Origin of the sequence: Mucilaginibacter tolerans, from assembly GCF_030519375.1 — a bacterium.
Classification (GTDB): domain Bacteria; phylum Bacteroidota; class Bacteroidia; order Sphingobacteriales; family Sphingobacteriaceae; genus Mucilaginibacter.
This window is the reverse complement of the sequence record NZ_JAUMKB010000008.1, coordinates 33,553-60,040: the sequence shown is the minus strand read 5'-3', so window position 1 is coordinate 60,040 and position 26,488 is coordinate 33,553. Positions and strand designations below refer to the sequence as shown.

Annotated in this window: 26 protein-coding genes; 15 read left to right on the top strand and 11 right to left on the bottom strand. The window is 43.4% G+C overall.

The annotated features are described in order from the left end of the window. Positions 1-45: 45 nt before the first annotated feature. Positions 46-693, bottom strand: coding sequence for a hypothetical protein (locus Q3A68_RS12685; protein WP_302901469.1), 648 nt, complete (start codon positions 691-693; stop codon positions 46-48). A 5-nt stretch (positions 694-698) separates the two neighbouring features. Further along, positions 699-1,247 carry an O-acetyl-ADP-ribose deacetylase gene (locus Q3A68_RS12680; protein ID WP_302901468.1) on the bottom strand — a complete coding sequence of 183 codons (549 nt, stop codon included), beginning with the start codon at positions 1,245-1,247 and terminating at the stop codon, positions 699-701. An 86-nt stretch (positions 1,248-1,333) separates the two neighbouring features. On the opposite strand from Q3A68_RS12680, the gene Q3A68_RS12675 reads away from it, so the two are divergent. Next, positions 1,334-1,711 (top strand): response regulator, encoded by a 378-nt coding sequence (locus Q3A68_RS12675; protein ID WP_302901467.1) that lies wholly within the window; start codon positions 1,334-1,336, stop codon positions 1,709-1,711. 44 nt (positions 1,712-1,755) lie between these two features. Here the strand turns inward: Q3A68_RS12675 and dapF are convergent, their stop codons facing one another. Further along, on the bottom strand, positions 1,756-2,541 hold the full coding sequence (gene dapF, locus Q3A68_RS12670; RefSeq protein ID WP_302901466.1) for a diaminopimelate epimerase: 786 nt from the start codon (positions 2,539-2,541) through the stop codon (positions 1,756-1,758). A gap of 277 nt (positions 2,542-2,818) precedes the next feature. On the opposite strand from dapF, the gene Q3A68_RS12665 reads away from it, so the two are divergent. The 5 genes from Q3A68_RS12665 to Q3A68_RS12645 all read left to right on the top strand — a co-directional run bounded on the left by Q3A68_RS12665 (position 2,819) and on the right by Q3A68_RS12645 (position 8,907). Beyond that, positions 2,819-4,375 (top strand): Do family serine endopeptidase, encoded by a 1,557-nt coding sequence (locus Q3A68_RS12665; protein ID WP_302901465.1) that lies wholly within the window; start codon positions 2,819-2,821, stop codon positions 4,373-4,375. Between the two features lie 116 nt (positions 4,376-4,491). Further along, positions 4,492-5,157 carry a ligase-associated DNA damage response endonuclease PdeM gene (gene pdeM, locus Q3A68_RS12660; RefSeq protein ID WP_302901464.1) on the top strand — a complete coding sequence of 222 codons (666 nt, stop codon included), beginning with the start codon at positions 4,492-4,494 and terminating at the stop codon, positions 5,155-5,157. 113 nt (positions 5,158-5,270) lie between these two features. Beyond that, on the top strand, positions 5,271-6,050 hold the full coding sequence (locus tag Q3A68_RS12655) for a succinate dehydrogenase cytochrome b subunit (protein ID WP_302901463.1): 780 nt from the start codon (positions 5,271-5,273) through the stop codon (positions 6,048-6,050). A gap of 39 nt (positions 6,051-6,089) precedes the next feature. Then, a complete protein-coding gene (locus Q3A68_RS12650) occupies positions 6,090-8,024 on the top strand; it encodes a fumarate reductase/succinate dehydrogenase flavoprotein subunit (RefSeq protein WP_302901462.1) in 1,935 nt (644 codons plus the stop codon). 91 nt (positions 8,025-8,115) lie between these two features. Further along, entirely contained in the window at positions 8,116-8,907 is a 792-nt protein-coding gene (locus tag Q3A68_RS12645) for a succinate dehydrogenase/fumarate reductase iron-sulfur subunit (RefSeq protein WP_302901461.1), read from the top strand. A 52-nt stretch (positions 8,908-8,959) separates the two neighbouring features. On the opposite strand, the gene Q3A68_RS12640 is transcribed toward Q3A68_RS12645, so the two are convergent. Together Q3A68_RS12640 and Q3A68_RS12635 are read right to left on the bottom strand one after the other, a co-directional pair. Continuing rightward, positions 8,960-9,154, bottom strand: a complete 195-nt coding sequence (locus tag Q3A68_RS12640) for a hypothetical protein (protein ID WP_302901460.1) — start codon at positions 9,152-9,154, stop codon at positions 8,960-8,962. A 220-nt stretch (positions 9,155-9,374) separates the two neighbouring features. Beyond that, positions 9,375-10,700, bottom strand: coding sequence for an amino acid permease (locus Q3A68_RS12635; RefSeq protein ID WP_302901459.1), 1,326 nt, complete (start codon positions 10,698-10,700; stop codon positions 9,375-9,377). A gap of 346 nt (positions 10,701-11,046) precedes the next feature. Between Q3A68_RS12635 and Q3A68_RS12630 the strand changes: the two genes are divergently transcribed. The 3 genes from Q3A68_RS12630 to Q3A68_RS12620 all read left to right on the top strand — a co-directional run bounded on the left by Q3A68_RS12630 (position 11,047) and on the right by Q3A68_RS12620 (position 14,511). Continuing rightward, positions 11,047-12,492, top strand: coding sequence for a circularly permuted type 2 ATP-grasp protein (locus Q3A68_RS12630; protein ID WP_302901458.1), 1,446 nt, complete (start codon positions 11,047-11,049; stop codon positions 12,490-12,492). 75 nt (positions 12,493-12,567) lie between these two features. Further along, the gene (locus tag Q3A68_RS12625) at positions 12,568-13,500 is read left to right on the top strand and encodes an alpha-E domain-containing protein (protein ID WP_302901457.1); all 933 of its coding nucleotides are present in this window, start codon (positions 12,568-12,570) and stop codon (positions 13,498-13,500) included. Positions 13,501-13,524: 24 nt separating this feature from the next. Continuing rightward, complete coding sequence (locus tag Q3A68_RS12620) at positions 13,525-14,511, top strand: transglutaminase family protein (RefSeq protein WP_302901456.1); 987 nt, start codon at positions 13,525-13,527, stop codon at positions 14,509-14,511. A 3-nt stretch (positions 14,512-14,514) separates the two neighbouring features. Here Q3A68_RS12620 and Q3A68_RS12615 read toward each other — a convergent pair whose 3' ends face one another. Then, positions 14,515-15,009 carry a TlpA family protein disulfide reductase gene (locus Q3A68_RS12615; RefSeq protein ID WP_302901455.1) on the bottom strand — a complete coding sequence of 165 codons (495 nt, stop codon included), beginning with the start codon at positions 15,007-15,009 and terminating at the stop codon, positions 14,515-14,517. Between the two features lie 92 nt (positions 15,010-15,101). Here Q3A68_RS12615 and Q3A68_RS12610 point away from each other — a divergent pair, with 92 nt between their 5' ends. Next, positions 15,102-16,208, top strand: a complete 1,107-nt coding sequence (locus tag Q3A68_RS12610) for a Kelch repeat-containing protein (RefSeq protein ID WP_302901454.1) — start codon at positions 15,102-15,104, stop codon at positions 16,206-16,208. A gap of 23 nt (positions 16,209-16,231) precedes the next feature. On the opposite strand, the gene Q3A68_RS12605 is transcribed toward Q3A68_RS12610, so the two are convergent. The 4 genes from Q3A68_RS12605 to Q3A68_RS12590 form a co-directional block, all read right to left on the bottom strand. After that, the gene (locus Q3A68_RS12605; RefSeq protein WP_302901453.1) at positions 16,232-17,248 is read right to left on the bottom strand and encodes a Gfo/Idh/MocA family oxidoreductase; all 1,017 of its coding nucleotides are present in this window, start codon (positions 17,246-17,248) and stop codon (positions 16,232-16,234) included. A gap of 16 nt (positions 17,249-17,264) precedes the next feature. Then, positions 17,265-19,688: a zinc-dependent metalloprotease gene (locus Q3A68_RS12600; protein ID WP_302901452.1), complete on the bottom strand. Its 2,424-nt coding sequence runs from the start codon at positions 19,686-19,688 to the stop codon at positions 17,265-17,267. A gap of 65 nt (positions 19,689-19,753) precedes the next feature. Further along, entirely contained in the window at positions 19,754-20,191 is a 438-nt protein-coding gene (locus Q3A68_RS12595; protein ID WP_302901451.1) for a hypothetical protein, read from the bottom strand. Positions 20,192-20,300: 109 nt separating this feature from the next. Continuing rightward, positions 20,301-20,963, bottom strand: a complete 663-nt coding sequence (locus Q3A68_RS12590) for a DUF4142 domain-containing protein (protein ID WP_302901450.1) — start codon at positions 20,961-20,963, stop codon at positions 20,301-20,303. Between the two features lie 117 nt (positions 20,964-21,080). Here Q3A68_RS12590 and gcvH point away from each other — a divergent pair, with 117 nt between their 5' ends. From gcvH to Q3A68_RS12565, 5 genes are all read left to right on the top strand, one after another. After that, positions 21,081-21,461, top strand: a complete 381-nt coding sequence (gene gcvH, locus Q3A68_RS12585; RefSeq protein ID WP_302901449.1) for a glycine cleavage system protein GcvH — start codon at positions 21,081-21,083, stop codon at positions 21,459-21,461. A 5-nt stretch (positions 21,462-21,466) separates the two neighbouring features. Then, positions 21,467-21,856, top strand: coding sequence for a VanZ family protein (locus tag Q3A68_RS12580; protein ID WP_302901448.1), 390 nt, complete (start codon positions 21,467-21,469; stop codon positions 21,854-21,856). 238 nt (positions 21,857-22,094) lie between these two features. Next, on the top strand, positions 22,095-22,310 hold the full coding sequence (locus Q3A68_RS12575) for a FeoA family protein (protein WP_302901447.1): 216 nt from the start codon (positions 22,095-22,097) through the stop codon (positions 22,308-22,310). Positions 22,311-22,320: 10 nt separating this feature from the next. Further along, entirely contained in the window at positions 22,321-24,432 is a 2,112-nt protein-coding gene (feoB, locus tag Q3A68_RS12570) for a ferrous iron transport protein B (protein WP_302901446.1), read from the top strand. A 62-nt stretch (positions 24,433-24,494) separates the two neighbouring features. Then, entirely contained in the window at positions 24,495-25,109 is a 615-nt protein-coding gene (locus tag Q3A68_RS12565) for a SprT-like domain-containing protein (protein WP_302901445.1), read from the top strand. A gap of 35 nt (positions 25,110-25,144) precedes the next feature. On the opposite strand, the gene Q3A68_RS12560 is transcribed toward Q3A68_RS12565, so the two are convergent. Continuing rightward, a complete protein-coding gene (locus tag Q3A68_RS12560) occupies positions 25,145-26,476 on the bottom strand; it encodes an alpha-L-fucosidase (protein ID WP_302901444.1) in 1,332 nt (443 codons plus the stop codon). Positions 26,477-26,488: the final 12 nt, after the last annotated feature.

The following is a 26,488-nucleotide window of genomic DNA, read 5'->3' as shown; positions in this document are numbered from 1 at the left end:
GGTTAATTAAAAGGGATTCGTGTTAAATAATTGTCAACATTTTTTTCAATGTTTAGTACCCGGGTCGACGATCCAGAGGGTTCTCGAACTTTCAGGTTCCATTTTAGGCAAATTTTTACATTCAGAGTGACGCTTCAGTATCGTTTCTTCCAATCGGTGGTCACTATACACTTTATTGGGCTGAATTGGTCCACCAAAGGTTAAATACCACATATTATCCAGTGCATTATTAATATTATCATCAAAATCAAACCTTGTAGCATAAATAAAGCTGTGTGCGTTTTTTGCTTCATCGATATAGAAAAAAAAGGTAAACGGAGCCGAAAAACCATACCCTTTAGGAAGCGGTTTATATTTTATTGGATAATTGGGGAACCCACTTCTTGCAAATACTTTATTTAAACTTTGAATTACCCTGTCAGGTACGCGGTAAGAAGTATCCAGCATTTTACCACTAAGAGACAAGGTGTCGTGATCTTTTTCATAAAGATTATTTACTGCATGCAAAACTCCCGCACTATCAATTTCCCTGATATTTTCAATGCGAATTAATTTTTCACTCCCTTTTTCGTAAGAAGTATAAGATACCATTAGAAACTTTTTAAACTTCGGCTTTACATTTTGAGCCTGAACGGAAAAAGAAATAAGGCCGATAGAGACCGCCGTTAGGAGAGATAATTTGATAAGGTTCATTTCTATTATTTAACTGACGATAAATATGCATCTTCACTCAATAATTTTTGATAGATGCCATAATTCTCCTCATCAAAGCAAACAAATATTACTTTTTCGATTTTTTTATCGGATAAAAGGAAATCCTTCACTGTCCGGATTGCGATCTCCGCTGCCTTATCTTTTGGGAAACTGTAAATGCCGGTACTGATGTTTGGAAAAGCAATGGTTTTCACCTTATTTTCTGTAGCCAATTGCAGACTATTCCGGTAGGCATTGGATAGTAAAGCATCCGCTCCTGTATTGCTTTTGCTCCACACCGGCCCTACAGTATGTATTACAAACCTGGCGGGCATGTTTCCGGCGGTTGTTATTACCGCCTCCCCCACAGCACAGCCGCCCTGCCGGTTTCTTATCCGGATACATTCCTCTAGAATTGCCTGTCCACCAGCACGGTGTATAGCGCCATCCACCCCTCCGCCACCTAAAAGAGAGGTGTTTGCAGCATTCACAATTGCATCAACATGCAGCTTGGTGATGTCGCCTTTCAGCGATTCTATCCGAGAGCTATTCATTAAATTTTTCAACCAATAAGCAAAAAAATTGTTTGCGGCATTTTTATTGTTACTTATTTCATGTACTAGCTAAACTACCTTGAGAAATGAAGAAACGTGTATTAATCCTGGAAAATGACCAGGACACTGCTGATATGTTAAAATTCCTGACCAAGCAGCTGAATGTGGACGTTGTAACTTCTGACAAAGCAATGGCTGCTTCGGATGTCAAAAGGTTGTCTCCCGACCTGATCGTTTCCAGCGACCTATTGGGTGCTCAACTTGGTGGCGACCTTTGCAAAACATTAAAATCAAAAGATTCAACCAGGGAAATCCCTGTTATATTGGTATCTGCAGCTGATAATCTTCCCAAAATAGCTAAAGATAATAAGGCTGATGCTTATATCAAAAGGCCATTCAGAATGAATGACCTGGTTGACCTGATGACCGGCTTTTTATACAGGAAGAAGATTAGTTTTGTTTAAAAGATCTAAATAATTCGCAGAGGCGCGATGTATCGCGTCTTCATTTAGATTTCCACCTCCCCCTCAAACACTTGCTTAGCAGGCCCTTCTAAAAAGATGTGGTTGTAATGGGTGCCGTCTGTTTCAAAGCGAATGTTCAGGTCACCGCCCAATACTTTTATGGGCGTATTCAATTTCCCGGTTTGATGATTGTGTTTGGCCATAGCCAAAGCCACTGCTGTTACGCCGGTTCCACAGGCAAAAGTTTCGTCCTCAACGCCACGCTCAAAGGTGCGCACAAAGTAACCTTCGTTCAAAGGCTCCACAAAATTTACGTTGATACCTTTTGCTTTATAAGTACCGTTGTTGCGGATAGCGTGTCCGTCGCTATAAACGTCTTTATCTTTCAACCCATGAACCAACTCAATATAATGCGGCGAGCCTGTGTTAAGCACGTAGGCTTCGCCATCGCGGTTAATGGTATCCACATCTATCATTTGCAGGCTTACCCACTCGCCATCTTCTGAAATTTTGGCATAATGTGGGCCGTCTACTGCCAAAAAGTTGGTCTCGCGGTCTATTACCCCCAGGAATTTAGCAAAAGCTACTATGCACCTGCCGCCATTACCACACATACTGCTGGGTTGACCATCGGAGTTATAGTATACCATTTCAAAATCGTATCCTTCAACGTCTTGTAAAAACATCATGCCATCCCCGCCGATGCCAAACCTTCGGTCGCACAAACGGGAAACAAGCGACGGATTGTGGTGATTTACAACATCTTGGCGATTATCTACCAAAATAAAATCATTGCCCGCGCCCTGGTATTTATAGAATTTAATCTTCACTTATTTTTTATTAATTTCAAGGAAATTTATCAAAATCATAACCGATTATCATAAACCTTTGTAACCGCTTGTTGTCAATTTAACAAAATTTAACAAAAAACCTGATAACTTAAGGTTGATTATAACGTCTTACTGGTATTAAATTTGACACTTCAATTGTAACAAATTAAATATTGTAAAAGAAAAGTGATTTATAATATGAAACTATTATGAAGCGTATAAAGGCCTGTACCCATCAAAGTGGTTTCACAAAACGATTTAAATTAGATTAGAGAAAATGAAAAAGTTTGGTTTAACCGTCCTGACCGCGTTTTTAGGCGGAGCTCTTGCATTAGGCGCATACAAAATTATTGAGAATAAGTATGCTGATAATATGAGCATAGAGGACAAGCAAAAAGTTTACTTTACTAATAACCCTTTAAACAACAATGGGTCCGCTGCAGATGCACCGACTGATTTTACTGAAGCAGCCGCCCAGGTAACTCCGGCTGTTGTGTATATCCGTACGACTTATAAAAGCCAGGAGAACAGCGGCCAAGATCAGATGCAACAATTGTTCGGCGATATGTTTGGCGGTCGTATGCAGCCACAGGGGCCACAAATGGCATCAGGCTCTGGTGTAATCATCTCGCCCGACGGTTACATTGTAACCAATAACCACGTAGTCGACAAAGCTGATAAAATTGAAATTACCACCAATGATCATCAGCACTTTACGGCTAAGGTTATCGGTACTGACCCGAATACCGACCTTGCCCTGATCAAGATCAGCGCTACCAATTTGCCTATCGTAAAATTAGGTAACTCTGATAATGTAAAAGTGGGCGAATGGGTATTGGCAGTGGGCAACCCTTTCCGCCTTACCTCAACAGTTACTGCGGGTATCGTGAGCGCTAAAGGTCGTGGTTTAGGCCTGATCGGCAGCAACCAGGATGAAGAGCAGCAAACACCTTTTGGCCGTATGCGTGTTCAGCGCCAAAACGGTGGCAAGCAATTAAATACAGGTATTGAGTCGTTCATTCAAACTGACGCTGCTATCAATCCTGGAAACAGCGGTGGTGCATTAGTAAACACCAAAGGTGAGCTGATCGGTATCAATGCCGCTATTGCTTCACAAACCGGCTCTTATGAAGGTTATGGATTTGCCATTCCTATCAACCTGGCTAAAAAGGTATTGAATGATATCCAGAAATTTGGTTCTGTAAAACGTGGTTACCTTGGCGTCAGCTTTAAAGAACTTGACCAGGATGCAGCCGACCAATTGCACATCAATCGCAATGTTGGTTTATATGTGGATGACGTTGCTCCAGGCAGTGGTGCCGCACAAGCCGGTTTACAGCATGGCGACATCATCACCAAAGTCAATGGTAATAAAGTTTATGAGTCATCAGACCTGCAGGAACCTGTTGCCCGTTTACAGCCCGGTGATAAAATCAACGTCACCATTCTGCGCGGCAGTGATGAAAAGAATGTAAGCGTAACGCTGAAAGCTGACGCAGGTAATTTGGGCCGTACTACAGCGTCGAGCAAATCAGCTGAAGAACTGTACAACAAATTAGGTGCAAGCTTTAAGCCACTTACCCCGTCTGAAAAAGCTAAATACCATGTGCGTTCAGGTGTTGTAGTTACCCAGGTTCGTCGGGGATTATTGTTTGATGATACCCAAATCCCTGTAGGTTCTATCATTACCAGCATTAACAAACAGCCCGTTAACAATTCAGACGATATCAGCAAAGCTATTACCAGCATGCGTAACGGCAACCTGATCATCACCGGTTATTATCCTGACGGAACGGCATTTAACAACGTGTTCCAGCAAGGAGAGGGAGAATAATTAAAGTGATTAATATAAATTCAGAGAAACCCGGTGATAAGCCGGGTTTTTTTGTTTAGCCTATCTGCGCTCCTCGCAATGGCGGTTAAAAAGAGACAATTTACTACTTTTGCCTTATGACCATCTGTGCCGGGCTCGATTTTAATTTTTCAGGACAAGACCTTGTTCTTTTAGCTCAAAAAGCCATTTACTGGAAACAACAAAAAGCGCTGATTGCTGCTGATGTTCACCTGGGCAAGGTGGGTCATTTCCGCAAGGCAGGCATTGCTGTTCCCCGCAATATGGAACAAAGCGACCTGGCGACTTTATCTGATCTTATTTTTGAATACAAACCCGAAAAGCTCATTTTTTTAGGAGACCTTTTCCACAGCGATATGAATGCCGACTGGGAATGGTTTCGTTTATGGCGGCAGCAAAACAAAAAGCTCGAGATCATCCTTATACGCGGTAACCATGATATTATTAACGACGAGCATTATCAGCAACTGAACGTCGCCCTGCATGATCAGCTAATTATCGGTCCATTTCTGATGCTACATCATCCATTAACGGAGACAGAGCTACAGCAAACCGAAGCATATGCCTTCTGTGGGCATATCCATCCGGGTGTTAATTTATCTGGCCGCGCACGCCAGAGTATCACTTTACCCTGCTTTGCTTTTGGTAAAAAACAGGCTATACTACCTTCATTCGGGAGATTTACCGGTCGGATAGCTATACGCCATGAAAAGCAGGATCGGATATTTGGGGTGCTGGAGGATAAAGTGATTGCGATTGGTTAAACAACCGGTCAATTTAGAACATTTCTAAATAAACTTTTCACGCTCATTTACAGTCAGGCATTTATATCTTTTGTCATATAATAGATACTTTTGCCGAATAAATCTAATTTGTAATGAGCGAATTTAAACAAACCTTTAACTCGTCACTGGGCAAGAAGCTGATCATGGCTTTAACAGGCTTGTTTTTGTGTACATTCCTGATTGTGCACTTAGGTGGCAACCTGCTGCTGTTTAAACACGACGACGGTTATGCGTTTAATGTGTATGCCAACTTCCTGACGCACTTTCCGCCGATAGAAGTGATCGCCTACATCCTGTACCTGTGCATTATTGTACACGCTATTTATGCGCTGGTGCTTACCATTGCCAACCGCAAAGCACGCCCTGTAGGTTATGCTGTAACAGCAAGCGATAATGCTTCCTGGCAATCAAAAAACATGGGCCTGTTGGGTTCAATCCTGCTGCTGTTCATCGTGATCCACATGAGCGATTTCTGGTACCGTTACAAGTATACCGACAGTGTACACTTTAAAGAGTATCGCACTGACTTGTCATCAGGCGAGCGGCAATCGATCGAGTTTGCCCCAGCCTCTGCAGACTTCGAAAACTCTGTACAAACCGTTAACAATTTCGAGATTGTACGGGTGAAAGATTTGCACGATCGTGTTCAGACAAGCTTCAAGCAGTGGTGGTACGTGCTGTTTTATGTGATAGCGATGGTGGCGGTATCGTTCCACCTGAAACATGGCTTCCAGAGCGCATTTCGCACGCTGGGCTGGGTACACCGTAAATACACGCCGATAGTTGAGTTTATCGGCACCTGGCTGTTTGCCGTGATTATCCCGCTGGGATTTGCCGCAATGCCGGTGGTGTATTATTTTACAAGGAGTTAGAGTTTAGTATTTAGAAAATAGAATTTAGAATTTAATAATATGGTTTTAGATGCTAAAATTCCAGCAGGCCCATTAGCCGAAAAATGGAGTACGCATAAGTTTAACCTCAAGCTGGTTAACCCTGCCAATAAGCGTAAGTACGATATTATTGTGGTAGGAACTGGTTTGGCAGGTGGCGCAGCAGCCGCATCGTTGGCGGAGTTGGGTTACAATGTAAAGGCATTCTGCTTCCAGGATAGCCCGCGCCGGGCACACTCTATTGCCGCGCAGGGTGGCATCAATGCAGCAAAAAATTACCGTAATGACGGCGACAGTGTTTACCGTTTATTTTACGATACGATAAAGGGCGGCGACTACCGCGCCCGCGAAGGAAACGTTTACCGGCTGGCGGAGGTATCAGTGAATATCATCGACCAGTGTGTTGCGCAGGGGGTCCCTTTTGCACGTGAATACGGCGGTTTGTTGGATAATCGTTCATTTGGTGGTGCGCAGGTATCACGTACCTTCTACGCCCGCGGTCAAACCGGACAGCAATTGTTATTGGGTGCCTATTCAGCCTTAAATCGCCAGATCAATGCCGGTAAAGTAAAAATGTTCACCCGTACCGAAATGCTGGATGTTGTGATCGTTGATGGCAAGGCCCAGGGTATCGTAACCCGCAACCTGGAGACCGGCAAGATCGAAACACATTCAGGACATGCAGTATTGCTATGTACTGGTGGCTATGGCAATGTATTCTACCTGTCGACTAACGCTATGGGTTGTAACGTAACAGCTGCCTGGAGGGCTCATAAACGCGGCGCTTTCTTTGGTAACCCGTGCTATACACAAATCCACCCGACCTGTATCCCGGTAACTGGTGATCATCAGTCTAAGCTGACTTTGATGTCCGAATCGCTGCGTAACGATGGCCGTGTTTGGGCGCCGAAAACAGTAGAGCTTGCTCAGAAACTACGTAAGGGCGAGCTGAAAGTAACAGACTTAAAAGAAGAAGACAGGGATTACTTCCTGGAAAGGAAATACCCTTCGTTTGGCAACCTGGTACCGCGCGATGTTGCTTCCCGTAACGGTAAAGAGATGGTGGACGAAGGTCGCGGTGTTGGCAGTACAGGTGTTGCAGTTTTTCTTGATTTTGCTGACGCGATCAAACGCCTGGGCGAAGATGCGGTAAGGGCAAAATATGGTAACCTGTTCGACATGTATTACCAGATCACCAATGAAGATCCTTATAAACAGCCGATGCGTATTTATCCTGCCGTTCACTATACCATGGGCGGCCTTTGGGTTGACTATAACCTGATGACCAACGTAGACGGCTTGTATGCCTTGGGTGAAGCCAACTTTTCTGACCACGGTGCTAATCGTCTCGGCGCGTCAGCGTTGATGCAGGGTTTGGCTGATGGTTACTTCGTAATCCCCTATACTGTGGGTGATTACCTGGCTAAGATCGGCCCGAAACCGGTTGATACCAAACATCCGGCTTTTGAGCAAACCAAAAAAGAGGTTGAAGAACGCATTAAGAAACTCCTCGCACTAAGGGGCAGCAAAACTGTTGATGAGTACCACCGCGAACTGGGCCACATTATGTGGGAATATTGCGGCATGGCGCGTAATGAAGAGGGTCTGAAAAAAGCCAAAGGATTGATCCAAAACCTGCGCGCCGATTTTTGGAAAAACGCCATTGTATTAGGCGAAAACGAAGAGCTGAACCAATCTCTGGAGAAAGCCGGCCGCGTAGCCGATTTCCTTGAATTAGGGGAGCTGATGGTGGATGACGCCCTGATGCGTAAAGAATCATGCGGCGGTCACTTCAGGATCGAATCGCAAACACCGGAGGGCGAAGCATTGCGTGATGATGAGCATTTTGCGTTCGTATCAGCCTGGGAATACAAAGGCGACAATCAGCCTGAAGAATTGCATAAAGAAGAACTGGTGTTTGAGAATGTTCATTTAACACAAAGAAGTTATAAATAGTGAATGGTTGATTAAGTTGAATAAGTTGATTGGTTTAAACTGCTCACTTAATCAACTTGATCCAACTCAATCAACTCAAATCTAAATAAGAATGAGTAACGGAAACATGAACCTGACGCTGAAAGTATGGCGCCAAAAGAATGCGCAAACAGCGGGTAAATTTGTGACTTATAAAGCCGAAGGTATTTCGCCGGATATGTCTTTCCTCGAAATGCTGGATGTGGTGAATGAAAGCCTTGTTCACAAGGGCGAAGACCCGATCTATTTTGATCACGACTGCCGCGAAGGTATCTGCGGAATGTGCTCCTTATATATCAACGGTCACCCTCACGGACCAAAACGCGCTATTACCACCTGCCAGTTGCACATGCGCAGCTTTCACGATGGACAGACCATCACTATCGAGCCGTGGCGTGCTGCACCGTTTCCTGTAATAAAGGATTTGGCGGTAGATCGTTCAGCATTCGATCGTATACAACAAGCTGGCGGTTACGTATCGGTAAATACTGGTGGCGTACCTGATGCCAATGAAATAGCTATTCCTAAAGTGATCGCTGATGAGGCTTTCAATTCAGCAACCTGTATTGGCTGCGGTGCTTGCGTGGCTGCTTGCAAAAACGCATCGGCAATGCTTTTTGTCTCAGCGAAAGTATCGCAATTAGGCATGTTGCCGCAAGGCCAGCCGGAACGTTATCGACGTGTACAATCCATGGTGGCACAGATGGATGAGGAAGGATTTGGCAGCTGCACCAATACGGGTGCCTGCGAAGCGGAATGTCCGAAGGAAATTAAGCTGACCAATATTTCGCGCATGAATAATGATTACTTCAGCGCAAAACTGTTCAGGCAGGAAGAATTGCATGAACAGTCGCATGGGGAATAATTAAACAAGGTGATTCTAAAAAATAAGGCTCTTTACTGCTAGTAACGGGCCTTTATAATTTACTCCAGGTGGTGGTGGCAATTAATTCGTCCGGTAGTTGGTATTTCCTTATTTCATCTAGATTGCCAAGCATATAGCCATCGATGTTAGTATAAATTATCGTCTCTTTATCTCCGATTATATCGTCAATAAAATTTATGGCTTCTTTTAATTGTTCATCAGCTGTCGTTGCACCAAGTTGGTTCATATGCAAATGAAAACCAAACTGATTTTCATTTGCTGAAAATCCAATAGTGACTTCCCTGTGCTGAGTTGTAACCCGTAAAGCAACCAGGCCTTGGTTACTTTCATATTGAATATCGATAATTCCATCCGATTTAAACTTGCAGCAATTTTCAAATTGGGGTTAGTATCGTATTCATTCAGATATAATGTAATTACTAAATTCTTGCTGCTCCATCACTAAATTAATTTTCTTCTTCCTGATGCTTCTTATAACTCAACCAAATATAAAACGGAACACCCGCCATCAGGAACAGAAAGCCGTAAAATACGGTCTCTGCACCGGAGCCATATATCTCCCATAAGGAATAAATAAAAGCCAGCAACCCCAAAATCACCACACTGGTAAGACTTGCTTTATGCAGAGCGCTCCTCTTGGTTCCTAAAATAATATAAGCACCTGCTGAGAGCAGGTAAGGTATCAGGATGCTGAGCGTAGCCAATAGCAACAGAAACTTAAACTGTTCCACCAGACCTTTTGTATAATTCATTAATAGCAGCAAGGTTGTCATCCCGCTGCTGATAGCCATACCAATAGCAGGTACACCTTTCTTATTAAGCCGTCCAAATATTCCGGGGAATAATTTATCCTTCGCCACGGCATAAGGTACTTGTCCTTGTATTAATGTCCAGCCGTTCAGAGCTCCGAAAGCGGCAATAGCCACACCTGCGCTTGCAATATACCTTGCGGCCGGGCCATAAATAATAGCCGCCGCATCAGCATAGGGGGTAGCAGATTGTTTAAGCAGAACGGCCGGAATAATACCCATAATACTAATACTGCCCAGGATATACACGACGGTCGAGATCAGCATACCTAACATCGTTGCCCTTGATACAGTTTTCGCTGCATGCTCGGTGCTTCCTGCCGGAATAGTTGCACACTCTATACCCACAAAGGCAAACATGGTCATGGTGGCTGTCCTGGTTATCGTTGAAAAAATTGGCTCACCGCTTAAGTTGAAAGGGTGAAAATTTTCTGCTCTTAAAAAGAATAAACCGCCCACTGATATTAAGATAAGAGGCAATAACTTGAGGATGGTAGTAACCAGTTGAAACCTGCCCGATAACGCTATCCCAAATGAATTGATCCCTGTAATTATCCAGATAGACGCCAATCCTGTAAGAATAGCTGCCGTGGCGTTGGTATTCAGCACCGGGAAGAATACACTCATCCCACTGATGAATGAAATAACAATAGCTGCATTGGCGCCGCAATTGGCTAACCAGTACCCCCATGCCACTAAAAACCCTGCAAAATCGCCAAATCCTTTACGTGTATACACATAAGGGCCACCCGTTAAGTTGGGCACCAGTTTACTTAGGTTACTGAAGACTTTAGCGAGGAAGAAGGTTCCCACGGCTGAAAACAACCAACCCAACAGACCAATCCCCCCATAAGCAGCCATTGCCGCGGGCATCAGGAAAACTCCGGAGCCGATCATATTGCCAACGACAAGTGAGGTGCTTGTCCATAGTCCTAATTTATTGGAGCCTTGCTGACCGGCCATAATTGTGAAGTTGAAACAAAGCGAATATACTAAATGTATTATATGGAAACGCTCCGCATCGCAACCTTAAACATTTTATGAAAACCGATCACAATCCGATAAGAAATTTCCGGTTCATTTTATTTTTAACCAAATTAAAGTTGTTTTTTATTATTTTATACCTAAAAAATCACTCTATATTATTAATATTTCATAAATTTTAAGATTATCAATAAAAATTTCATACATTTAATTAGTTTTTTATGAAAATTTATTAAAAATCATTTGTTTTTTTGATAAAATACTTCATAAATTACAATTTCTTAAAAAATAACTGATCAATTTATCACACATTAGCCGGAGAATCATGCAGGAATCAAGTTATTTTAGTCAATATAGCCCCATTAAAGGCGTTTGGGACGAGATGTATGGCGAGAATGATATACGCGACCATTACAGCAAAGTTATCGATTATTTGTCGAGGGAGTCGGCGGAGGACCTGTCGCGTAAGGAAGAGCTGGCCAAAAGGCTGTTCATGAGCCAGGGTATTACCTTTACGGTTTATAGTAGCGGAGAAGGCATCGAAAAGATCTTCCCCTTTGATATTATTCCACGGATCATCACTGCCGACGAATGGGCCTTCGTAGAGAAGGGCATTAAGCAGCGACTCAATGCGCTTAATCTTTTTCTGAAAGACGTTTATAACAACCAGTTCATCGTAAAGGATGGCATCGTGCCGATCGACATTATTTACTCTTGTCCGCATTTTTTAAGAGAAATGTATCAGTTGCAGGTACCCTACGACATCTATGTTCATATCGCCGGTATCGACCTGATCCGTGATCACGACGGAACATTTTATGTTCTGGAGGACAACCTGCGCACGCCATCAGGTGTAAGCTATATGCTGGAGAACCGGGAGATCACCAAACGTTTATTTCCTGACCTGATGCCGCAATGTTCAGTGCGCAGTGTTACGGAGTATCCAACTATTCTTTATAAGAACCTGCTTTCCTTGTCGCCAAGACAGATCAGCAACCCAACTATCGTTTTATTAAGTCCGGGGATATACAATTCGGCTTATTTTGAACATACTACATTAGCTAGGTTAATGGGAGTAGAATTGGTTGAAGGCCGCGACCTGGTAGTAAAAAATCAAAAGGTGTATATGAAAACCACCATCGGGTTACAACAGGTGGATGTGATCTATCGCCGCGTAGATGATGAATATCTCGATCCATTGGTATTTAACCCGGCGAGTATATTGGGTGTGGCGGGCATTATGGGCGCTTATCGTACCGGAAACGTGGCTATAGTCAATGCAATCGGCAATGGCGTAGCGGATGACAAAGCGGTTTATGCTTATGTACCGGAGATGATTAAGTATTATCTGAATGAGGAACCAATTCTGAAAAATGTGCCGACCTACCAGTTAAGCAATCAGGATGAGCGCGAACACGTGTTTGAGAACATCAATAAGATGGTTGTAAAGAAGACCAACGGCAGTGGCGGTTATGGTATGCTGATGGGGCACGCTTCATCCGATGAGGAAATTGAGGATTATAAAAAAGAAATACTAAAGGATCCACGCAATTTTATTGCACAGCCAACTATCAGCCTGTCGGCGGCACCTTGCTATATGCAGGGTGGCTTACATCCACGCAGGATAGACCTTCGGCCTTATGCCCTTTGCGGACCAGACGGAATAGAAATTGTCCCAGGCGGCTTAACACGAGTGGCTCTGAAAGAGGGCTCACTGGTGGTAAACAGCTCGCAGGGCGGGGGAAGTAAAGATACATGGGTATTGGCATGAGCCTAAAGATTAAATGAAATAATTAAGTAAAATCTAAATTCGAAATCGTAAATCCGATATTCGAAACATCACAATATGTTAAGCAGGGTAGCAGCAAGTTTATATTGGTTAAGCCGTTATGTGGAGCGCAGCGACGGTATTTTACGCATGCTCAAGATCAATTATGCCTCGTCGCAGGATACAGTGCAGGAGTTTACCTGGGAGCCAGTGATCCGCATATTTGCAGGGCATGATGAGGAAACTCAAAAGCTGGGTAACGATAGCCGTGCGGTAATGCGGTATATGGTGTGTGGAAAGAATAATCCGAATTCTATCCTGAACATTATTACGCTGGCCCGAGAAAATGCGCGTGGTGTTCAGGAACATATCACTAAAGATTTATGGCAGTGCCTGAATGAATATTATCATACAGTGAAAGATAACCGCATTGATAACGCCCTGAAAAAAGATGATCCCGTTAGCGTGCTGGATGTGCTCATTAAGCAGGTGATGCTGTATTATGGCACGGTAGAGATCACAATGGAACGTGGCGAAGGTCGTAGCTATATGAACATCGGCAAATACCTGGAGCGTGGGATACAGTCAGTCGACATTCTGGACACCAAATTTGGTTCGATAGATGATAACCCGGACCTTTTGACCGATACCACTTACTGGAAACACCTGCTGCTATCGTTAGGTGGTTATGAGCTTTATCTGAAAACCTACCGCGAGGGTTTTGAGGCAGAAAATGTGTTAGAACAGGTTGTACTGAACAATGATTTCCCTCGTTCGGTGATCTATTCAGTCAATCACATTCAACGCTATTTTGAACGCCTGAAAAACGACAGCAACATTGATGATTACCGGGAGCTTTCTTTTTATATCGGAAGATTGCAGAGCCATATCAAATATAGTTCGGTAAAGACGATAAAAGAAGAAGGGCTGCATCTGTTCCTGACACAGATTCGCAGCCAGCTATATGGTATTGGCGATGCGTTGAATAATCACTATTTTGCCAATTCCTGATTGATAACCTATTGAGATTTTATTATGCCTGAATTTAAGATTCAACACTTAACAAAATATACTTACCCGGCGCCTGTCCGCGACAGCGCTAACCAAATCATTTTATACCCTATACAGGACGAATGGCAGGAGGTAATCAAACAGGAAATACACATTAGCGGTGACCCTGTGATCGATACCTTTATTGATTACTACGGAAACAAAGTGGGAAGTTTCACATACAGCGAACCACATTCAGCCTTGCTGATCAATTCCAAAATACTGGTTCAAACCAAACACAAACAATTGCCAGGCAACGACATTTTTCCTGCACAACAATGGGAAGACCTGAAGCAACTACGCTATATGGTGCCATATATAGACTTTTTGCGACTGGAGCATTTTGAGGGCTTTAACGATCTTAAAGCATTGGTTGAAGCAGAAAAATCCAAAGATGACACGCCTTACCAGGCGGTACTTCGCTTTTCGCGCTATGTGTACGATAATTTCCAATATATAAAGGGGGTCACATCAGTAGAAACGACCATGGATGAAATATGGAAGCTAAAAGCCGGTGTTTGCCAGGATTTCGCCCATATTTTAACATTGATGCTGAGATTAGTTGGTATACCTGCACGTTACGTAAGCGGTTATATCTGCACACACCGAAGCACCACCATGCGCGGCGAAGGTGCAACACATGCCTGGGCCGAAGCTTATATACCAGATTATGGTTGGCTGGGCATCGATCCTACTAATAACTGCATTGCCAATGAAATGCACGTGAGATTGGCCGTGGGCCGAAATTTTTTGGACTGCTCGCCTGTAAAGGGTGTTTACAAAGGCGCATCGGAGCATCGGTTAGATGTTTCGGTGGCAGTCGGCTATGAAGACGATGCGCCGTCTATGCATCAACCCGGAGAGTTTATTGATATGCCCGAGCATAAGCCTGTAACGACGTTTCCTAAAAACAGCTATCAACGCTACATGGAAATGCTGTTACAACAGCAACAGCAACAACAGCAGCAATAAAACTTACGCTTTCTTAACAGTAGCTATCAGGGTATCCAGCTTAGGCACTTTTTCGAAAGCTTTAACCAGGTTGCCTTTGTGGTCATACACAGCTATGTACGGTGTGGTGGTTACCTGGTAATATTTTTGAACCACATAGGTATGCCCTTCAGTACCCACGGTTAGGTTGTGATATTTCGCCAGGTCAAAATCCCGGTTGAAGTTTTTCAGCATCTTCAGCATAGTGTATTCAGTGAAAGTCACCATCACAATTTGTATATCGCTAAGCTGCTTCATTTTAGGCTTCATCTCATACATCAGGTGCTGGCAATGGCTGCAATCGGGCGAAAAATAAATGATCATCACCGGTTTATCTTTTTTTAGATCGGTATAGCTGAAATAGGTGCTATCGGCTTTTAATATTTTAAAATGAGGGATGTGTTCTATATCAGGTTTAGTTTGAGCCTGAGTGCATCCTGCAACAATAATCAGACTTAAAATAAGAGCTAGTTTTTTCATGTTTGTAAATGTAGCCATTTTAATTATTTTTGAATAAGGCTGAGTGCCCAGAAAATTGTATCTATTTAATTACCATAACCTAAACTGAGATCATGAAGCCCCAAATTTTCCTTTCACTTGTTCTATTTTTGTTCATCTATACATCGTGCAACAAGGAATCCAATAAACAGTCCGTTAAGTCGACAGATCAACGATTTACGGTCACATCTGAAAGCCTGTCCGAAGCCCGATATAATATTGCAGGTGCAGCTTTCGGGAATAAGGTTTTGTTCGCTGGTGGAGTCAAGACAACCTATATGGTTTCAAATACGGTTGACATTTATGATGCAGCCAGTGACAGTTGGAGTACGACCCATCTGAGTCAGGGCAGAGCGGTTCCCACTGCAGCTTCTATTGGTGGCAAAATTGTATTTGCTGGTGGATTGCTTGACGGTGCTGAAGGCTTTACAGACATCGTGGATATTTATGATGTTGCATCAAATAGTTGGACGACCGCAAAGCTCAGCTTAGCAAGGTCGGGCATGGGCGCAGCTGCGACAGCTAATAAAATAGTCTTCGCTGGTGGTGACATTGCCTATACAATGTCGGATATAGTAGACATATACGATGTGACGTCAAACGTATGGAGCACTGCTAAACTAAGCCAGCCAAAGATGGGTATGGCGGCGGCCGCTGCCGGAAACAAAATTCTCATTGCTGGCGGCGCAAGTATTGATCCTAGAATTACAGCAAGCGTTGATATTTATGATGCATCAAATAATAGCTGGACAACCGCGCAATTGAGCGAAGCAAGATATAATTTAGCTGGTGCAGCAGTCGGCACCAAGGTTGTATTTGCAGGCGGCACTATTAGTGCCAGCGGAACCCAAGAGTCTAAAACAGTTGACATATATGATGTAACCACTAATAGCTGGACTACCGCTCAGCTCAGTGAAGCGAGGCAGGCCCTTAAAGCAGTGTCGGCAGGAAACAAGATATTCTTTATAGGAGGATATGTTTATTCGAATAATCAACTTACGCAGTCAAAAACTATAGACATTTACGACGTCGAGACTAATAAATGGTCTACTGCTCAATTAGATAAGACAAACGATGCATTCGGAATTGCCAGTACTGGCAATAAGATTTTAATTGCAGGGGGGTTTGAAGCAAATGGCGTCTTTTCAAAAGCTGTCGAAATATTAAACGTTTCAAATTAAAGTAATTGATCAGAATGGCAATATTATGCTTCCAGCAATTCGATCTGCCAGGCAATATGCTCCTCTGTTATTGGATATAGCGCTCCATTCCGGATAGTTTGATAAATTGCTTCAAACAGTTGAAAATATTGACCTTTGCAGGATGAGACCAATTCCGTAATCTTTTGATTATTCTCGTCAAAAGTCACCAGTTTACCCTCGCTGCCTTTTGGTTCAATGCCGTAAGCAGGATCAGTTGGTGGAATACCTTTATCCAATTGCGCCTCCTGTACATCCACCCGGTCTTTAATATAGCTACCCAATGTACCATGAACAACGAAGGAAGGTGTGGGCTGAGCGATCAGCAGACCGGATGTAAGATACACGTTCAACTGATTAGGATAAGATAAATGAAAATGGAAATAATCATCCACCTGTGAACCTTCGCGATAAGTGGCCGTAGTTTTGGTAAATTTCAATGGCCTGCCAAACAAACTTATCACCTGGTCGATCAGGTGCGGCCCAAGGTCGTAGGCCAAACCATTCGGACGCATGCTTTTTGTCTCCTTGAATTGTTTTGGACTGAGCGTTGCCTTATATCTGTCGAAACGGAAATGCACTTCGATTAATTGCCCCAGCCGGCCGCTTTCAATAGCTTCTTTTACCGATAAGAAGTCGCTGTCCCAGCGGCGGTTCTGGTAAACCATCAAATGCTTGTTTACCTGCCTTGACAGATCATATAGTTCCTTTACTTCAGTTACGGTAGCTGCAATAGGCTTCTCAACCAGTACATGTTTCCCCGCTCGCAGGGATCTTTTAGCCAGATCGAAATGTGTATTGTTGGGCGTATTGACTATGATCAGCCCGATCCGCCGATCATTCAGTAACTCCTCGGATTGATTATAACTGGTAATGTAGGGATAACGCTCTGCGGCCTTCTTTTCATGGCGCTCCACTACTGCGCTTAACTCAAAGCCCTGATGCGCATAAATAAATGGCGCATGGAATACCCTTCCAGACATTCCGTAAGCCATTAAACCGGTTTTTATAGGCGATTGCATAGAATCTATTTTAATATTATTCCATCCCAATTGGCGAACCATCAGGCATGTTTAATGTTTCGGCCGGTTTAAATTTATCTGGATTGTTTTCAAATTCCTTGATCTGTGATAAGCCGAACAACAGGTTCGCTTTCTGATCATTTCCGGCTGTCAGAGTAGCTTTATTCATCCATGCTTTTAATTCATTTATTTGCAGCAGGGTAATCCCACGGACATTTTCAGGAGCCTTTGTATCGGCAGCTAACTCCAAAATTTGTTTCAAGACGAGATTGTTTACCAATCGTTGTACTTCTCCTTTATAGCCCGTTTGTTGCGGAGCCCTCCATGTTCTTGTAATCAGTTTAGCCAGGACGGCTTCTAATCCCGGTTGCAAATTGTCTCTTGAATGATATTCCACCAAACGTGCTGCCCTTTGCGGCTGCAACATAAAGGCCAGGGTATTACTTGCTGCGGATTCAGCTGCCGAGAGCGGGTCGAAGGTTAATCCTGTCCTTGATTTAAAAGTTTCGCGAGTACGCGGGTAACCTATTGGTCGCGGTGGTATTTTTTCGATCAGTTTTTCCGGTAATGCTAAAGCGTCCGGCGAGATAGTACCCATTAGCGCATCAAAAGCTTTCCATTGCTCGGCAGGAGGAACAAATTTAGTAGTCGTTTGCCCGTCATTTTTTAGCGCGAATGTATAGTACAAACCGCCGAGCATTTTAGAAGCTGCCTCTACCTGGTAACGGTGCATCAGGTACATCGGCACCAATACTTCTTCAATTGTTGCCATCGGCGCATCCTGCCGGATAGCCTTTTCGGAAAAATTATCGATCACATGTTTCCTGACCGTCATTAACCTGTGCAATTCATCAGCGGCGTTTGCTCCTGCATCCCAGAGATGCGCCTGCGGATGAGCACCACCTGAAGGGCGCGCATCCTCGTCAGAGATATACGAAAACCCTTCTTTAATCGTCTCGGTCATAATGTCTTTTAACGCTTTATCTTCGTCGGTCCCGGCAGGGAAATCCTGGTAACCATACAATACGGTTCGTTTGTCCCATGCACCGATACCCGTGCTGTAGGCATTGCTGAGATCAATGTTTCCATCTGCTCCCAAAGTAAATACCGGCGGAGGGTAATCCATTACCGATGCCCTATTATGCACACTGGATGCAAAATTGTGCTGAAAGCCCAGCGTATGGCCTACCTCATGCGCCGCCAATTGGCGTAAACGCGCTAATGCCAGTTTCAGCATTTTATCACTTGTCGGTTTCCCATCCTCATAAGGCTGAAGAAGGCCTTCGGCGATAAGGAAGTCCTGCCGGTCACGCAGGGAGCCTAATGAAACCTGTCCTTTAATAATTTCTCCTGTGCGCGGGTCATTGATCGACTCACCGTATGACCAACCCCTGGTCGACCGGTGTATCCATTGGATCACATTGTAACGTATATCCATCGGATCCGCATCTTCTGGTAATAGCCTCACCTGGAAAGCATCTTTGTACCCAGCTGCTTCAAATGCCTGGTTCCACCATGACGCACCTTCTATCAGGGCGCTACGCACAGGCTCCGGGGCGCCGCGGTCAATATAATAAATGATCGGTTTTACAGGTTCGCTCACTGCTGCCAAAGGGTCTTTCTTTTCAAGCCGGTGTCTGGTCAACAGCCGTTTCATGATGGGTTGATCGATGGGTGTTGCAAAATCCATATACTCCACATCGTATAACCCACAGCGCGGGTCGAATTTGCGCGGCTTATATTTATTGTCAGGAAGGCGGATGAACGACTGGTGCATCCTCACCGTCACATAATCAGGATTAGGCGTTACCGAGCTGATCTCCGCGCCGGTTCCGCTCCCCGCTAAAGTGATGATTGCCTCGAACTCGGTATTATCTGGGAAACTTTTGGTATTAGGCAAATAAACGGCCGAGCGGGTATCGTCAGCGTGGTAGCTGCCCTGGTTATTGTTGCCTAACTTTTTAGCTAAATTATGGCTATCGCGAAGCAAAAAAGGTGTAAAGTCGACCAGCGCCTTGTCATCATCCTGCGCTTCAGTTGTAAACCCCCAGATAACAGATTGCGCGAATGCCTCCTCTACCGATTTGCGTTCGTCTGCATTATTGCTTACTGCCCGGTAACTATAATTAGGCTGTACAAGCAACACCTTATTGCCTACCCTGATGAATTTTACAATGCGGCTTTCGCCGATTTGCCCGCGATCCATTCCCAAATCATTTGAACCGACACCAGCAGGCAAGGAGCTTACATACAAAAACTCGTCATTAAAACGATCTATTTCTAAAAATATCTGCCCGGTCTTGTCATTCCAGTAAAAATTAAAATACCCGGAATATTTTTTTAGCCCTTTGGTTTTTGACTCGAAATCCTCCGTTTTCTGGGCGTCGGCAATTTGAAAAAGACTGATAAGAAGAAATAGCGACAGGAAAAGTTTTTTCATCGGGTGGCTCTTGTTCTAAAACCTAAAAGTATTGTTTTATCGGGCTTTATACAAAAAAGGCTTAGTCAATCTTCTCTGGATGAGCGAGCACGCTCCATTCCGCTTTTGATGCCCGACCGGATCATGTTGCCATAACCATCTTCCGGCAGAAACTTAGTACACTCAAACGCGGACTGATAATTCTCAGCAGCTTTATCAAAATTCTTCAAATCCTCATAACATTTCGCAACGTTTAGATAAAGCGAAGGCCGTGCAACGTTAACCTCCGGATTATCCAATTCGAGCGCTAGGCTTAGCGCGGTTTCATCCCATTTTAGTTTATCAGCAACGTTAGTTCGATGCCGTGCTACATAATGCGCAGCTATAAATTTTTCGGTTGTATTTGTTGCCTGGTCCCACGCCTGCAGGAATAGTTTGGATGCTTGTTCGTGTTTGGCCTCACCTTCCAATTGCATTCCTTGGGCACAAAGTTGATTGATAGGGTTTTGAGGATCGAAAAGCATAGCGATGAGATGAAAAACCAATTTAGAAATTTTACTTTCAAAACATTGTCATACCAAAGCAAAAAGGGCTAAACGTCTGCCGATCCTATCTCCAAAAACGGACTTTATTTTATTGCAAGCTACTGCGAACAGTCTGTGCTGAGTCGAGGTGCATTTTCAAGACGGGTATTGATTTGGCGGCGAATGCTTTTAATAACCTATCCTTGCAGGTTTTTGATCCATTTTCACAAATATCAAATGCCCTTTTCTCGTCCAATATCATGGCATCCATATAAGCTTTATCAAAATCGCTGCCTTGCTTGATTGCCAAACGATCGGCCTGGCGCATCTCCGCCATTCCAGATAACGCAGGAAGGGTTATCTTTTTGTCTTTTGCAATCCGGTTCAACTCATCGGCCAATTTTGTATGATCGTTTACCAGCATCGATGCAAAATCTTTTACGCGTTTGTTGGTAGATTTTTCCAAGGCCATTTTCCCTGTATTCACTTTGTTCAAAGCATTATTGGTAATAGCTGAAGCAAATTCAACGTCTTTGACGCTTACCGTTGCGGTTAATATCACGGGGTGAACATTCTGTTCCCCTTCCGCTGGTTGGGGCGGCGGATGATTAGCAGCACTCACAGTTGATGCGGTGTCCTTTACATCATTGAGGAAGGTATCAGTTGCTACTTTATCTTTTTCACTGCTGCTTTTACAGGCATACAAACCCGTCATAGCAAATACAATTACTATAACTGTCGGTAATCTCTTTTTTCCTCTGACATTCATCATTTTCAACCTTTAACGTGAGCGTATCGCAATAGGTTTTTCAAGTGTTTGATATAAATAGATTTAAGTCTGGTTATCTAAAAGTTTTTTTATTTTTGAGCCACAAAAAAACAGATCAATATGAATTTCCCGGCTGAATTAAAATACACCAAAGACCACGAATGGGTAAGAGTTGAAGGCAGCGAAGCCTACATAGGTATCACTGAGTTTGCCCAGGGTGAATTGGGTGATATCGTGTATGTCGATATCCCAACAAAAGGAAAAGAAGTAAACAAGGAAGATGTTTTCGGGACTGTTGAAGCGGTAAAAACAGTATCTGATCTGTTTATGCCACTTACCGGTACTGTAGAGGGCACCAACCCTGCGCTCGATAACCAGCCTGAACTGGTAAATTCTGATCCATATGGCGAAGGCTGGATGGTAAAGATCAGCATTAAAGATGCTTCTGAAATTGACGGACTGCTTTCAGCTGATGCTTACAAAGCTTTAGTAGGCGCCTGATTTGAATGATGAAACTCTCAAAATATCAGAGGCCCACTGTTTTGTGGGCCTTATTTATTTTCATTATGTGCTCCATCAAGATTGGAGACAATATTGCGCATGGGCCTTTGTTCTTTCCCGGGTTTGATAAACTGGTGCATAGCGGTTTCTTTTTTCTGTTGGTGGTTTTTTGGTGCAATGGTATTATCAGGCAACAAAATAACCGGCTTGTATCGTATAAAACAGCAGCAATAGTTACTTTTATTTCCATACTATTTGGCGGTTTAATTGAGTTATTACAATTGACCTTCTTTACCTGGCGAAGCGGCGAATGGCCCGATCTTTTTGCCGATGCTGCAGGCGCCTGTATGGGAATTTTAGGGGTGATGATAATTGACAGGGCAAAGAAATTATGAAAAGAGTTAAATATTTGATTTTTCTGGTCGCAGTAGTAAGCCTTTCATCATGCGGCATCTTTAAAAAAGACTGCGGATGCCCTCATTTCGGCCAAATCAGCCGCGCGAAACAAATTGAAAATGCCGCCTAAGTACAATTAATGACAATAATCATGCAAAATTGTGACATAAATCACTAGTCCTTATTTGGATTTAATTTAAATAAGGTCTACATTTGTTCAGTTTAAGTATAAAGAACATGAGGCTTTCACAACTTGAAGTAGGAGAAACAGGAATTGTTAAGGAGTTTACCGATCTTGAAATGTCGGTGAAGTTGATGGAAATGGGATGCTTACCAGGCGAACAGATCACGGTTTCGCGCATTGCCCCTCTTGGCGACCCAATTGCTATTCATGTCTCTGGTTATCAATTAAGTTTGCGCAGAAAAGAAGCTTCAACTATTATCCTGCAGTAATTTTTAACAAGTGGATGCTGATCTGAAAGTAGCGCTTGTAGGAAATCCAAATACCGGTAAATCGACGCTCTTTAATGTTTTAACCGGGCTCAATCAAAAAATCGGGAACTTTCCGGGCGTAACTGTTGATAAAAAGACGGGCTTTTGCGATCTGCCCGATGGCCGTCGTGCTGAAATCATCGATCTCCCGGGCACTTATAGTCTTTATCCTAAAAGCAGGGACGAGTCCATCGTATTTTCTGTTTTAGCTGACAAGGCCAACCCGTTACGCCCCGATCTGGTTGTTGTTATTCTCGATGCCTCCAACCTCAAAAGAAATTTATTACTCTACACACAGGTTGCCGATCTTAAGCTTCCGGTTATAGTTGCATTAAACATGATGGACCTGGCTAAAAAGTCGGGCATTACTATCGATGTAGATGCATTTGCTCAGAAATTAGGGGTGCCGGTTGTTCCGATATCAGCACGCAAAATTGAAGGGATCGATCAACTCAAATCAGCTATTAGTTACGCTAATAAAGTAGCCTTGCAGGAGGATACAATCGATGTTGAGTCGCTTGCGCCCCAACTGATTGCACAGATCAGCAAAGAAATTGACGTAGAGAACCCCTATTATGCCCTGCAACTCGCGCACCAGCACGAAACGCTTAAATTCTTAAGTACCGAGCAAAGTGACCGCATCGAGTCACTGGAACAGGAATTCAGCTTCCATTCGCAAAAAGCCCAGGCAACTGAGACTATAGCCCGCTATAATTTTATTAATGATCTGCTGTATGATACAGTAAAGAAAAATGAAACCGCCCAGGAAGAAGATATCAGTAATAAAATTGATAAAGTATTAACCCATCGGATTTTCGGGTTTATTATTTTTTTTGGAATTCTGTTGTTTATTTTCCAATCAATCTTTGCCTGGTCTGCATACCCGATGGAGTTAATTGGCGACTTCTTTGTATGGGCTCAGACATCATTACACCATATGTTACCCGCCGGGCCATTAGTTAACCTTGTAGTTGATGGTGTACTAGGCGGTTTAAGCGGCGTGATGGTTTTTATACCTCAAATCGCTATACTTTTCGGATTCATATCCATACTGGAAGACACCGGCTATATGTCGCGTGTTACCTTTATGATGGACCGACTGATGCGGAAAGTAGGACTGAATGGTAAATCGGTAGTGCCTCTAATCGGTGGTTTTGCATGTGCGGTACCATCAATCATGAGCACCCGTACTATCGAGAACTGGAAAGACCGTATGATTACCATCATGGTGACGCCACTGGTGACCTGTTCAGCACGCTTACCAATTTATACACTCTTAATTGCTTTGGTTGTTCCTAATCGTAATATATGGTGGGTATTTAACCTTCAGGGGTTGGTATTGACCGGCATGTACCTGTTCAGCCTGGTATCGGCCATTACAGTGGCATTTGTAATGAAATTCTTACTAAAGTCACGTGAACGAGGTTATTTCATTATGGAATTGCCCGTATATCGTATGCCACGCTGGAAGAACGTTGGCCATGATATGTACAATCGCGCCAAGGCCTTCGTTTTACAGGCTGGCAAGGTGATTGTCGCAGTTTCAGTCATCCTTTTCGTGTTGGCTTCCTACGGACCAGGCGATCGTTTTGAGAGGATAGAGCAGAAATACAAGCAACCACAGTATGCACAGCACATGAACGCCGATGATCTGCATCATGCAGTTGCTTCAGAAAAGCTGGAAAACTCATACGCAGGCATGTTAGGTCATGCGATCGAACCAGTGATCAGGCCGCTTGGCTTCGATTGGAAGATAGGCATTGCGCTCATTACTTCCTTTGCAGCCCGTGAAGTATTCGTGGGTACCATGGCTACCATTTATAGTGTAGATGGCGATGCAGAAAAGATAGAGTCGGTTCAGCAAAAAATGCACACTGCCAAGACCCCTGATGGGCAACCCGTATTTACCGTGGCTGTCGCTTTCTCGCTAATGATGTTTTACGCTTTTGCTATGCAATGCGCCAGCACCATGGCCGTAGTATACCGCGAAACCAAAAACTGGCGATGGCCGGCATCGCAGTTCGTTTATATGACCGGCTTGGCTTACATCGTAAGTTTCATTACTTATCATCTTTTGAAGTAAAAGCTTTCCGCTTTAATCTTTCAGCTTTACGCTCAAAATCCTATTTTTGAAAAGAGGTAAAATTGGATAAAGTAAAAGTATTAGAAAGGTATCTCCCCCCGGCGGCAGCGCCGCTGATAGGCCGCTGGATAGATTATTTTCAATGTGAGTTTAAGATTTCCCGCAACCGCAACAGTAAGTTCGGTGATTATCGCCCTCCGCACGGTGGAAAAGGGCATCGCATTTCCGTAAATTATGACTTAAATGCCTACGCCTTCCTGGTGACTACCGTACATGAGTTTGCACACCTGCATACCTGGAATGAGCATAAACACAAAGCTAAACCACATGGCACTGAATGGAAAGCAAACTTCAAAAAAATGATGCAGCCATTTTTTGAAAAGGAGATTTTCCCGCCCGATGTAAAGCATGCTATTGTGAGATACTTAAATAATCCGGCGGCTTCAAGCTGTACGGATTTGCATTTGTATAAATCCTTGCGTCTGTACGACGCACCGAAGCCGGATACCCATCTTACGGTTGACAAAATACCGATGCACTCCCTGTTCAAACTGAAAAACGGCCGAGTATTCAGAAAAGAAGAAAAACTGCGAAAACGCTATAAATGCACCGAGCTAAAAACCAAGCGTGTCTATTTGTTTAGTCCGATAGCAGAGGTGGAATTGGTGGAAGCTTAGAACGGCTCCTTTTTTACTTTATGTACAATGCTAATTTATTTGAGCCCGCCTTTACCGTCGTATAATTTGATAGGATCCTCTAACGTCACCTTCAAGACAGTTACATATTTATCCTGAACGTCTTTGGGAACATTAATATATACGAGTCCGGGAATGGGACTCCACGATATCTTTCCAACTATTTTATGCGTTAATTTAGCCCCATTACCTAATACAGTTATATCCTTAATTTTATTCATCAATCCCTTTAGTGTGATGTTACCGCTAATATTCCCCTGCAGAAACAAAAACAGGGTAGTAGAATCTTTTGACAAGGTAGTGGGCCCATAAAAATGTCCCTGGGGTATTCCGCCTATCGTATTAAAAACGGCTTCTCCGTTTCTTTTGTTCCAGGCACCCAGCTCTTTCAGTACCTTTACTTCTTCTTCCGGAATAGTTCCGTCCTCCTTTGGCCCAATATCCAGTAAAAGGTTTCCTCCATTTGAAATTGCATCCGTGAAAATTGTGATTATTTCATATGGCGTTTTCCAGTTTTTATCTGAGGGCTGATAACCCCAATTATTATTGACGGTCATACATAATTCCCACCAGTTGAATGCAGGCCTCGAAACAGGGAAATTCTGTTCTGGGGTATCGTAGTCCCCATATCCCTGTAGTCTCCCGTTGATGATCGAATTTTTGTTATTTGTCAAAATAATATTACGCACCTTCTGCGATTCCCATTGCTCTGCGCTATGTTCCCAGTCACCATCAAACCACCAAAGGTCTGGTTTAAACACCTGCCCGATCTCTTTGATCTGTCCTTGAAAAAAGGAGCGGAATTTATTCCATCTTTGATAGTCATTTTCAGTTTGATATCTTGAACTATCCTTTAAGAACCCAGGATAGTCGGGAAACGACCAATCAATCAAAGAGAAATACGCGCCGCATTTTATATCTCTTTTTCGCAAAGCATCAAAAAGAGGTTTGACCATGTCACGCCTGGCAGGTGTTGCTTTGACGATGCTTAAATCATCCATTTTAGTGTCGTACATGGCTACTCCATCATGATGCTTGGTGGTAATTACCGCGTACCGGGCACCGCTTTCTTTTATCAGATCAGCCCAATTTTCGGGATTGTAATTTTTAAGGGTGAACCCATTTAGCTGCTTCATGTAATCCGCATAACTTATTTTTTTGTTATGAAAACTCCACGACTCATCAATGCCGTTCACAGCATAAATACCCTCATGAATAAAAATACCCAATTTAGCATCAGCAAACCATTGCATTTTCTCTTTGATAGAAGCAGGATCGATTTTGGATTGTGAGTTTGCTGTCGAAAGTATACTGGTAAAAGCACCTAAGAATAAAAATCTTTTTAGCATCGTCAAATCTAT

Bases quoted from the DNA above. Each gene is read 5' to 3' on its own strand.
- Q3A68_RS12685 (WP_302901469.1), bottom strand. From the start codon at position 693: ATGAACCTTATCAAATTATCTCTCCTAACGGCGGTCTCTATCGGCCTT.
- Q3A68_RS12680 (WP_302901468.1), bottom strand. From the start codon at position 1,247: ATGAATAGCTCTCGGATAGAATCGCTGAAAGGCGACATCACCAAGCTG.
- Q3A68_RS12675 (WP_302901467.1), top strand. From the start codon at position 1,334: ATGAAGAAACGTGTATTAATCCTGGAAAATGACCAGGACACTGCTGAT.
- Q3A68_RS12665 (WP_302901465.1), top strand. From the start codon at position 2,819: ATGAAAAAGTTTGGTTTAACCGTCCTGACCGCGTTTTTAGGCGGAGCT.
- pdeM (WP_302901464.1), top strand. From the start codon at position 4,492: ATGACCATCTGTGCCGGGCTCGATTTTAATTTTTCAGGACAAGACCTT.
- Q3A68_RS12655 (WP_302901463.1), top strand. From the start codon at position 5,271: ATGAGCGAATTTAAACAAACCTTTAACTCGTCACTGGGCAAGAAGCTG.
- Q3A68_RS12650 (WP_302901462.1), top strand. From the start codon at position 6,090: ATGGTTTTAGATGCTAAAATTCCAGCAGGCCCATTAGCCGAAAAATGG.
- Q3A68_RS12645 (WP_302901461.1), top strand. From the start codon at position 8,116: ATGAGTAACGGAAACATGAACCTGACGCTGAAAGTATGGCGCCAAAAG.
- Q3A68_RS12640 (WP_302901460.1), bottom strand. From the start codon at position 9,154: ATGAACCAACTTGGTGCAACGACAGCTGATGAACAATTAAAAGAAGCC.
- Q3A68_RS12635 (WP_302901459.1), bottom strand. From the start codon at position 10,700: ATGGCCGGTCAGCAAGGCTCCAATAAATTAGGACTATGGACAAGCACC.
- Q3A68_RS12630 (WP_302901458.1), top strand. From the start codon at position 11,047: ATGCAGGAATCAAGTTATTTTAGTCAATATAGCCCCATTAAAGGCGTT.
- Q3A68_RS12625 (WP_302901457.1), top strand. From the start codon at position 12,568: ATGTTAAGCAGGGTAGCAGCAAGTTTATATTGGTTAAGCCGTTATGTG.
- Q3A68_RS12620 (WP_302901456.1), top strand. From the start codon at position 13,525: ATGCCTGAATTTAAGATTCAACACTTAACAAAATATACTTACCCGGCG.
- Q3A68_RS12615 (WP_302901455.1), bottom strand. From the start codon at position 15,009: ATGAAAAAACTAGCTCTTATTTTAAGTCTGATTATTGTTGCAGGATGC.
- Q3A68_RS12610 (WP_302901454.1), top strand. From the start codon at position 15,102: ATGAAGCCCCAAATTTTCCTTTCACTTGTTCTATTTTTGTTCATCTAT.
- Q3A68_RS12605 (WP_302901453.1), bottom strand. From the start codon at position 17,248: ATGCAATCGCCTATAAAAACCGGTTTAATGGCTTACGGAATGTCTGGA.
- Q3A68_RS12600 (WP_302901452.1), bottom strand. From the start codon at position 19,688: ATGAAAAAACTTTTCCTGTCGCTATTTCTTCTTATCAGTCTTTTTCAA.
- Q3A68_RS12595 (WP_302901451.1), bottom strand. From the start codon at position 20,191: ATGCTTTTCGATCCTCAAAACCCTATCAATCAACTTTGTGCCCAAGGA.
- Q3A68_RS12590 (WP_302901450.1), bottom strand. From the start codon at position 20,963: ATGATGAATGTCAGAGGAAAAAAGAGATTACCGACAGTTATAGTAATT.
- gcvH (WP_302901449.1), top strand. From the start codon at position 21,081: ATGAATTTCCCGGCTGAATTAAAATACACCAAAGACCACGAATGGGTA.
- Q3A68_RS12580 (WP_302901448.1), top strand. From the start codon at position 21,467: ATGATGAAACTCTCAAAATATCAGAGGCCCACTGTTTTGTGGGCCTTA.
- Q3A68_RS12575 (WP_302901447.1), top strand. From the start codon at position 22,095: ATGAGGCTTTCACAACTTGAAGTAGGAGAAACAGGAATTGTTAAGGAG.
- Q3A68_RS12560 (WP_302901444.1), bottom strand. From the start codon at position 26,476: ATGCTAAAAAGATTTTTATTCTTAGGTGCTTTTACCAGTATACTTTCG.